Source organism: Meridianimarinicoccus aquatilis, assembly GCF_004358675.1.
In the GTDB taxonomy this organism is placed as follows: domain Bacteria; phylum Pseudomonadota; class Alphaproteobacteria; order Rhodobacterales; family Rhodobacteraceae; genus Meridianimarinicoccus; species Meridianimarinicoccus aquatilis.
In genome coordinates, this window is the sequence record NZ_SMZO01000082.1 from 1 (window position 1) to 7,500 (window position 7,500).

6 protein-coding genes and 1 rRNA gene (1 of these 7 only partly in view) are annotated in these 7,500 nt (G+C 58.6%); 4 read left to right on the forward strand and 3 right to left on the reverse strand.

Annotated elements, in window-relative coordinates; all coding sequences use genetic code 11:
* The first annotated feature begins 171 nt into the window (after nucleotides 1–171).
* Together istA and istB are read left to right on the forward strand one after the other, a co-directional pair.
* Nucleotides 172–1,710 (forward strand): IS21 family transposase, encoded by a 1,539-nt coding sequence (gene istA / locus E2L05_RS19135; RefSeq protein WP_133343487.1) that lies wholly within the window; start codon nucleotides 172–174, stop codon nucleotides 1,708–1,710.
* A gap of 14 nt (nucleotides 1,711–1,724) precedes the next feature.
* Entirely contained in the window at nucleotides 1,725–2,489 is a 765-nt protein-coding gene (gene istB / locus E2L05_RS19140) for an IS21-like element helper ATPase IstB (protein ID WP_133343488.1), read from the forward strand.
* An 87-nt stretch (nucleotides 2,490–2,576) separates the two neighbouring features.
* Here the strand turns inward: istB and E2L05_RS19145 are convergent, their stop codons facing one another.
* Genes E2L05_RS19145 through E2L05_RS19155 form a run of 3 tightly spaced genes read right to left on the reverse strand, consistent with a single transcriptional unit; the run spans nucleotide 2,577 to nucleotide 4,468 of the window.
* Nucleotides 2,577–3,068, reverse strand: coding sequence for a transporter substrate-binding domain-containing protein (locus tag E2L05_RS19145; RefSeq protein WP_133344514.1), 492 nt, complete (start codon nucleotides 3,066–3,068; stop codon nucleotides 2,577–2,579).
* 21 nt (nucleotides 3,069–3,089) lie between these two features.
* Entirely contained in the window at nucleotides 3,090–3,794 is a 705-nt protein-coding gene (locus tag E2L05_RS19150; protein ID WP_133344516.1) for an amino acid ABC transporter permease, read from the reverse strand.
* Nucleotides 3,791–4,468, reverse strand: coding sequence for an amino acid ABC transporter permease (locus E2L05_RS19155; RefSeq protein WP_133344518.1), 678 nt, complete (start codon nucleotides 4,466–4,468; stop codon nucleotides 3,791–3,793). Before E2L05_RS19155 ends, E2L05_RS19150 begins: the two co-directional genes overlap by 4 nt.
* A gap of 224 nt (nucleotides 4,469–4,692) precedes the next feature.
* Here E2L05_RS19155 and E2L05_RS19160 point away from each other — a divergent pair, with 224 nt between their 5' ends.
* Together E2L05_RS19160 and E2L05_RS19165 are read left to right on the forward strand one after the other, a co-directional pair.
* On the forward strand, nucleotides 4,693–6,369 hold the full coding sequence (locus tag E2L05_RS19160) for a thiamine pyrophosphate-dependent enzyme (protein ID WP_133344520.1): 1,677 nt from the start codon (nucleotides 4,693–4,695) through the stop codon (nucleotides 6,367–6,369).
* 864 nt (nucleotides 6,370–7,233) lie between these two features.
* Nucleotides 7,234–7,500, forward strand: a 16S ribosomal RNA gene (locus E2L05_RS19165); it runs 1,197 nt beyond the window's last position.

A 7,500-nucleotide genomic window follows, 5' to 3' on the forward strand; every position in this document is an offset into this window, starting at 1 on the left:
TGCGCGTTTCGCGTGATGGCGGGCACTGATTTCAGCTGATTGTGGGCACTGATTTCGCGGGAAGGCGGGCGCGGATTTCACGCGATCGCGGGCACTGATTTCACGTGATCATGGGCAGGACTGGTCGACGAACTGAAGATACTCCCCCTCCGTATCAACAGGAGGGATGGAATGCCGACAGGACGTTTGACCATGCGCCGGATACGGGACGTATTGCGATTGAAGTTTGCCCAAGGGCTGAGCGAGCGGTCGATTGCCGCGTCGCTCGGGCTTGGGAAGGGAAGTGTGGGCACCTATCTGCGGCGGGCTCGCGACGCGGGCCTGAGGTGGCCGCTTCCCGATGGGTTGGACGACGACAGCCTTGAACTGTTGCTGTTCCCGTCCTCGCCGAGCGTGCCGGATCCGGATCGCCCTGTTCCGGACTGGGCCGCGATGGACAAGGAGCTGCGCAAGCGCAGTGTCACCAGGATGCTGTTGTGGGAGGAATACCGGGCGCAGCATCCGGGCGGGTTCGGATACACGTGGTTCTGTACGCATTTCGACGCCTGGAAGGGGCGTGTCCGCCCAAGTATGCGGCAGACACATGCGGGCGGTGAGAAGGTGTTTGTCGATTACGCGGGCGACACGATCGACATTGTCGATCCAGAAACTGGCGAAGTGCATGCGGCGAAGCTGTTCGTCGCCACCATGGGGGCGTCCAGTTACACCTACGTCGAAGCTGTTGCCTCGGAAGGGCTGGAAGACTGGATCGGTGCCCATACCCGGATGTTCGCCTATCTGGGCGGCGTGCCCAAGGCGGTGGTCCCGGATAACCTCAAATCCGCTGTCATCAAACCCGACCGCTACGATCCCGGGTTGAACCGGACCTATGCCGAGATGGCAGAGCATTACAGCACCGCGATTCTGCCCGCGCGTGTGCGCAAGCCCAAAGACAAAGCCAAGGTCGAAGTGGCGGTGCAGGTGGCACAACGCTGGATCCTCGCGCGGTTGCGCAATCACAGGTTCTTCTCCCTCGCCGAACTGAACGCCGCGATCCGGCCTCTGCTGGACGATCTGAACACCCGGGTCATGCGCGATTACGGTGCAAGCCGCGCCGATCTGTTCGCCACGCTGGACCGCCCGAGCCTGCAACCGCTGCCCGCCGATCCCTATGTCTTTGCCAGATGGAAGCGAGCCCGTGTTGCACCCGACTACCATGTCGAGGTTGACCGGTGCTGGTATTCGGTACCCTTCAGCTTGATCCGGCAGGAGGTCGACGTCCGCGCAACCCATTCCACGGTCGAAGTTTTCCACCGTGGCAAACGCATCGCCAGCCATGTCCGCAACCCTGGGCGGCGCAGCCACGTCACGGTGCCCGATCACATGCCGTCATCGCACCGCCGCCATGCGGAATGGACCCCGGCGCGCGTTCTGGCCAGCGCTGAGAAGCTTGGGCCCTCGGTCGCCGCGTTTTGTCAGATCGTCATGGAAGACAGACCGCACCCCGAGCAGGGCTTCCGCACCTGCATGGGCGTGCTGTCGCTGGCCAAAAGCTATGAACCTGACCGCCTTGATGCCGCCTGTCGCCGGGGCGTCGCCATCAAGGCGCGGTCGGTATCCTCAATCCGGTCAATCCTGAAGAACGGGCTCGATCAGGCGTTCCTGGAACCAGACGCTGACGAGCTGCCGCTGCAGCACCCCAACATACGCGGCCAGAAGTATTACCACTGAAAAGGAGACATCCCATGCTGACACATCCCACATCCGACCGGCTGGAGGCCCTTGGCTTCACCGGCATGGCCAAGGCGCTCGACGAACAGCGTCGCGCCTCCGCCATGTTCGAAAGCCTCAGCTTCGAAGAGCGACTTGGATTGCTGGTCGATCGAGAGGCGGCAGAACGTGATGCCAAGAAGCTGGCCACGCGGCTGCGGTTTGCCGCGCTCCGCCATGCGGCTTGCGTGGAAGACATCGACATGCGCAGTCCGCGCGGCATCGACACATCCGTCATGGCGCACCTCATCGACAGCGGCTGGATCGACCGGCATGAAAATCTGCTCATTACCGGCCCGACCGGGCTTGGGAAAAGTTGGATCGCCTGCGCGCTTGGCCACAAGGCGTGCCGCGACGACCGCCGCGTGATGTATCACCGTGTGCCCCGGCTCTTTCAGGCGCTGGCCATCGCCAGGGGCGACGGGCGCCACGCCCGTGTCCTGAAATCCATCGAACGAACCGAGCTGCTGATCCTCGACGACTGGGGTCTATCGGTGCTGACCGCCACCGAACGCCGTGACCTCCTGGAAATCCTCGAGGACCGCCAGGGCCGCGGCTCCACCATCGTCACCAGCCAGTTGCCCGTCGATCAATGGCACGAGGCCATCGGCGACCCAACCCTTGCCGATGCTATTCTCGACCGGCTGGTTCACAACGCCCACCGCCTCGCCCTATCCGGAGAAAGCATGCGAAGAAAGATGAGCATCACAAAACCGCTTGACCCAACCGATCAGGCCTGACTCAATGCACCTAGTCGACCAGCCTGCCCACGACCGTGAAATGGCTGCCCACGATGGCCTGAAACGCGTGCCCGAGATCGCGTGAAATCACTGCCCAAGTTCCGCGAAATACGCAGTCAGTTCCAGATCTTCCAACGTGCCACCGGTCAGACCGACGGACATTCCCGCCAAATCCGCAACCGACGAAATGGATTTGTCCGATGCGGCAAACGCGCCCGAGAAGAACGGGGCATAGGCCGACGAGAACCAGATCGATTTCGCGCGCTCCGGGTTGGCACCCATTGTGGCGATGACAAGGTCAACGCGGTCGGTTTCGAGGAATGGAATTCGCTGGTTCGATGTGACGGGCACAAGTTCCAGTTCTACGCCTAGATCTTCGGCGATCAGTTTAGCAACATCGACATCATACCCTTCGTATTCGCCAGTTGCACCCAATGCGCCGAAGGGCGCGAAGGATTCTGGCACGGCGATGCGAACCGTGCCGCTTTCAAGAATTTCTGACAGGTCCGCGTTTGCAGGACCTGCGAGAATAGGCAGAGCCAGCAACGCAGCCGCCGCGATTGTCTTGATTTTGAACATGTCTTCTCCCGTGTTGAGGTTTTATGCGGCAACGAGCGGCGTTTTTTTGACCGTCCCGAGCCGTTTTTCCAGAACCAAAGACAGTCTGGAAAGTGGAAAGCACAGCGCGAAATAGATCAGCGCCATGAGCGGATAGATAATGAATGGTTCGGTGCCCTCGACCGGGGCATTGGCCCAGCGTTTTCCAACACTCATGAGGTCAGAGAACCCGATGATGTAGGCCAGCGAAGTCCCTTTGATAATCTGAACAAGGAACCCAACTGTGGGAGCCAGCGAAATCCGCATGGCTTGGGGAAGAATGACATGCCGTAAAGTGTGCCCGAACCGCAGCCCAAGCGACGATGCGCCTTCCCATTGGCCATTTGGGATGCTGTCTATTGCGCTGCGCCACACCTCGGCCAGATACGCACTTGTATAAAGGGTCAAAGCTGCACTTGCTGCGAGCCAGACATTGACGTTCACGCCAATAAGGCGCGGCACGCCAAGCCCGAACAGGAACAACAGCATCAATAGGGGCGCGGACTGGAACAGCCAGATATACCCGGTTGCTGATCGCCGCGCGATCTTTGACGGCAGCACCCTCAGCAGGGTGATACCGGCCCCAACGGTTCCGCCGCCGATAAAAGCGATCAGAGACAAGTAAATCGTGAATTGAGTTGCCGTCAGAAGTTGCAGCAACACAATGCCTTCGGGCGCGCCGAATATCGAAACGAAAAGGTCTTTCATCGGGCCACCTGCCAGCGAAACATGCGCTTTTGCAGCAGTGCGAGCCCTGCTTTGAAGGACAGTGACATCAGGATGTAGATGATTGTCAGGGTGAAGAAGACTTCGAAAGATCGAAAGGTGCGACTGTCGATGAACTTTCCGGCTTGGGTCAGATCATTCACGCCAAGTTCGGCGATGACGCCAGTCGTGAGAAACAGAAAGATGAACTGGCTGACCAGTGACGGATAGGTTTTGGCGATGGCTTGCGGCAGCACGATCTTGAAGAAGATCTGCGGGCCCTTGAGGCCAAGCGCGGCCGCAGCTTCGGTTTGCCCAGTGCCGACAGTGGCATAACCGGACCGGAGGATTTCCGAAAAATAGGCCGAGAAATTCAAAGTCAGGGCCAAAAGCGCATGCGCCCAGAATGGCCATTGATACCCAAGAAGCATGGGCAGGCCGAAGGCAACAAAGAAGAGTTGCACGATCAAAGGGGTGTTGCGGATGAATTCAACATAAGCCAGCGCGATATGCTGAAACCATCCGATTTTTGCGTAGCGCACGCCAGATAGGGCCAAGGCCAGCGCCATACCCGCGACCGCTGCCGAAATGGTCAAAACGGCGCTGAGGGCGGCGCCCTCAAGCAGCAGCATCAGATAATCCGCACGGCGGTATATTTCGAAGAATCTTAGATCCATGTATTCGGTTAGTCATAGACCGACGCAAGGGAACAGCAGCTGGCAGCAGGCAGGCATCGATGTGTCAAATTCGCAGTATTCGCCGCCAATTTCCTAAGCGCCGCGCACAAATTAACGTCGGTGCGCGAATTTTGGGCGAAATCAGCGGTGCGGCAATGGTTGCGTGCACAGGGAATACGGATTCTAACCTTTGGAAATGATAGCGCAGCGACGGAAGGCTCAGGATGACACGACATGGCGGACAGCTTTTGGTGGAATGCCTTGTGGCACTTGGCGCAACGAAAGCGTTCGGCGTTCCCGGTGAAAGCTATCTCGCGGTGTTGGATGCCATGCATGACACCAAAGGCCAGTTCGATTTCGTCAATTGCCGTCACGAAGGCGGCGCAGGCTTCATGGCTGCAGCATGGGGCAAGCTGACCGGGACGCCGGGGATTTGCATGGTGACACGCGGTCCCGGCGCCACCAACGCTGCGATCGGTGTGCACACGGCGCAGCAGGACAGCGCGCCGATGCTGATGTTCGTCGGGCAAGTCGGTACCAACATGCGCGGCCGCGAAGCGTTTCAGGAGGTCGATTATCGGGCCGTCTTTGGCACCATGGCGAAATGGGCAGTCGAGATTGATGACGTGGACCGCATACCGGAAACTGTGGCGCGCGCGTGGAAAACGGCTCTGACAGGGCGACCGGGGCCTGTGGTGATTGCCCTTCCGGAAGATATGCTGACCCAGATCACTGCCGTTCAGGCATTGACCGGACCGGCGCATTACCCGGAACCGACCTGTGCCCCGGAAGTCTTGGACCACGCCCGTTCTATTCTGGAGCAAGCCAAGCGTCCGCTTATCCTGTATGGGGGGTGCAATTGGACGGAGCAGGGCGCGCACGCGCTGGAGCGGTTCGCCGAGGCATCTGATATTCCCGTCGTGTCAGTGTTTCGCTATCAGGACCAATACAACAACTTTCTGCCAACTTTCTGCGGTGAAGCGGGTGTGGGGATGACACCTTCGGTGCGGGCGCTGATCACCGAGGCCGACGTCATTCTGGCCATAAATAACCGGTTTGGCGAGAATTCGACCGATGCATGGACCTTGCTAGAGGTGCCGGTGCCAAAGCAGCGGCTGATACATGTGCATGGCTCCGATCTGGAGCTTGGCAAAGTCTATCAACCAGAGCTGGGCATTCAGTGCGGCCCGAATACATTCGCCGCTGCCTTGGCAGAACGCCCGGTCCGTGGAGGATGGGCGGAATGGAGGGCAAAGGCGCGGGCCGGTTGGGAGGAGGGGTTCCGCCTGAACGATCTGCCCGGCCCTGTGGATATGGGCAAGGTCACAGCGCATCTGGCCGACGTGCTGCCAGAAGATGTTGTTCTGACCAACGGAGCCGGGAATTTCGCGGTTTGGCCGAACAAATTTTTCAGGTTTGGACCCAAGGCGCGTCTGCTTGGGCCACAGTCGGGGGCGATGGGGTATGGTGTGCCTGCTGCCATTGCGGCCAAACTTAGCGATCCGGCGCGGACAGTTGTGTGCTTCGCGGGGGACGGCGACTTTCAGATGACATGTTCTGAACTGGCCACTGCGCGGCAATTCGGGGCGCAACCCGTCGTCCTGATCGTGAACAATGGCATCTATGGCACCATCCGCGCGCATCAGGAACGGCACTATCCCGCTCGGGTCAGTGCGACAGCCATGGATATGAACCCTGACTTCGTCGCTCTGGCCATGGCGCATGGGTTCCATGCCGAGCGCGTGGCATCCACTTGCGATTTTGCAGCGGCTTTTGACAGGGCTTTGGCATCGCCATCAGGTGCGGTGTTGGATTTGCATGTTTCACCCGAGGCACTGACGCCCAGGTCAACTCTGTCCCAGATCCGGCGGAATGCGCTGGCCCAACATGGCGGCGGTTGATGTCGGGCGGTTCAACGACGGTTTTATGCTCTTCCAGCCAATCGGCGATCTTCTTTGCGGCGTATGGCATCACTAAAAATGAGCAGCCTCTGCAATCAAGCGATGTCGTTGGCGCAAACATTTGCCGACGGGGCAACGATCACACGTGAGCAGGCCCGGATGATCAGTGCGCTAAAGAGCAGGCGGGCCGGAACCCGGCACGTTCATTCTGCCGTGGTCGATGGAGTCGGTGAAAAAGCGACTCATAGCTGGAGCAACGAGTCGGCAAGAAGGGGATGGTTTGCGCTGGGTCAACGAGAGCCCTATCGCCCCGGCGCTGCGTCCTGTCCTCCCATAACCCTATGATATACCTACCTTTTCTCTTTTTCTTATGAAAAGTTCTTTTTTGTGTGAGAAACTGCTTGCGCCTTTTGTTTGGTCTGTTTAGACACCCCTTCACCGACGGGGCGGCGACGCACTGACGGGGAACGGGCCGGACGGTTGCTTAGGCAGCCAAGCGGTTTCGGGAACAAGAATTTGGGCAGATTTGAGCGGGTAGCGCCAAGTAGATTTGGCGGTACACGGTTGATTTTGTCTCTGGGCTTTTCGGGGCCCGCGCTTTTTGACAATTGAGTATCTGAAGAGATATGTGGGCGGTTTGGTCTGTTCGATGGATCAGCCTCTTTCATATCAACGCTTCTAGGGCTTTTGGGTCCGATGATGAAGTGTCAGCTTCACTGTTTGTCGGTATCACGTTTCTTTGGAAACTGATGCACGAGAAACAGAAGATGTTTGGTGCGAGACTGTTGCGCTCAAGTAGCGAAGCGGTAGCGCATTGAATGATGTGCAGAGGTTCGAACGTCAAGGATACACCTTCGGGTGTTTCAACTTGAGAGTTTGATCCTGGCTCAGAACGAACGCTGGCGGCAGGCCTAACACATGCAAGTCGAGCGAGATCTTCGGATCTAGCGGCGGACGGGTTAGTAACGCGTGGGAATATGCCCAATGGTAGGGAATAGCCTCTGGAAACGGAGAGTAATACCCTATGAGCCCTTCGGGGGAAAGATTTATCGCCATTGGATTAGCCCGCGTTGGATTAGGTAGTTGGTGGGGTAATGGCCTACCAAGCCGACGATCCATAGCTGGTTTGAG

What these genes read in the sequence shown, in the direction of transcription:
- istA (WP_133343487.1), top strand. Translation starts at nt 172, where the DNA reads ATGCCGACAGGACGTTTGACCATGCGCCGGATACGGGACGTATTGCGA.
- istB (WP_133343488.1), top strand. Translation starts at nt 1,725, where the DNA reads ATGCTGACACATCCCACATCCGACCGGCTGGAGGCCCTTGGCTTCACC.
- E2L05_RS19145 (WP_133344514.1), bottom strand. Translation starts at nt 3,068, where the DNA reads ATGTTCAAAATCAAGACAATCGCGGCGGCTGCGTTGCTGGCTCTGCCT.
- E2L05_RS19150 (WP_133344516.1), bottom strand. Translation starts at nt 3,794, where the DNA reads ATGAAAGACCTTTTCGTTTCGATATTCGGCGCGCCCGAAGGCATTGTG.
- E2L05_RS19155 (WP_133344518.1), bottom strand. Translation starts at nt 4,468, where the DNA reads ATGGATCTAAGATTCTTCGAAATATACCGCCGTGCGGATTATCTGATG.
- E2L05_RS19160 (WP_133344520.1), top strand. Translation starts at nt 4,693, where the DNA reads ATGACACGACATGGCGGACAGCTTTTGGTGGAATGCCTTGTGGCACTT.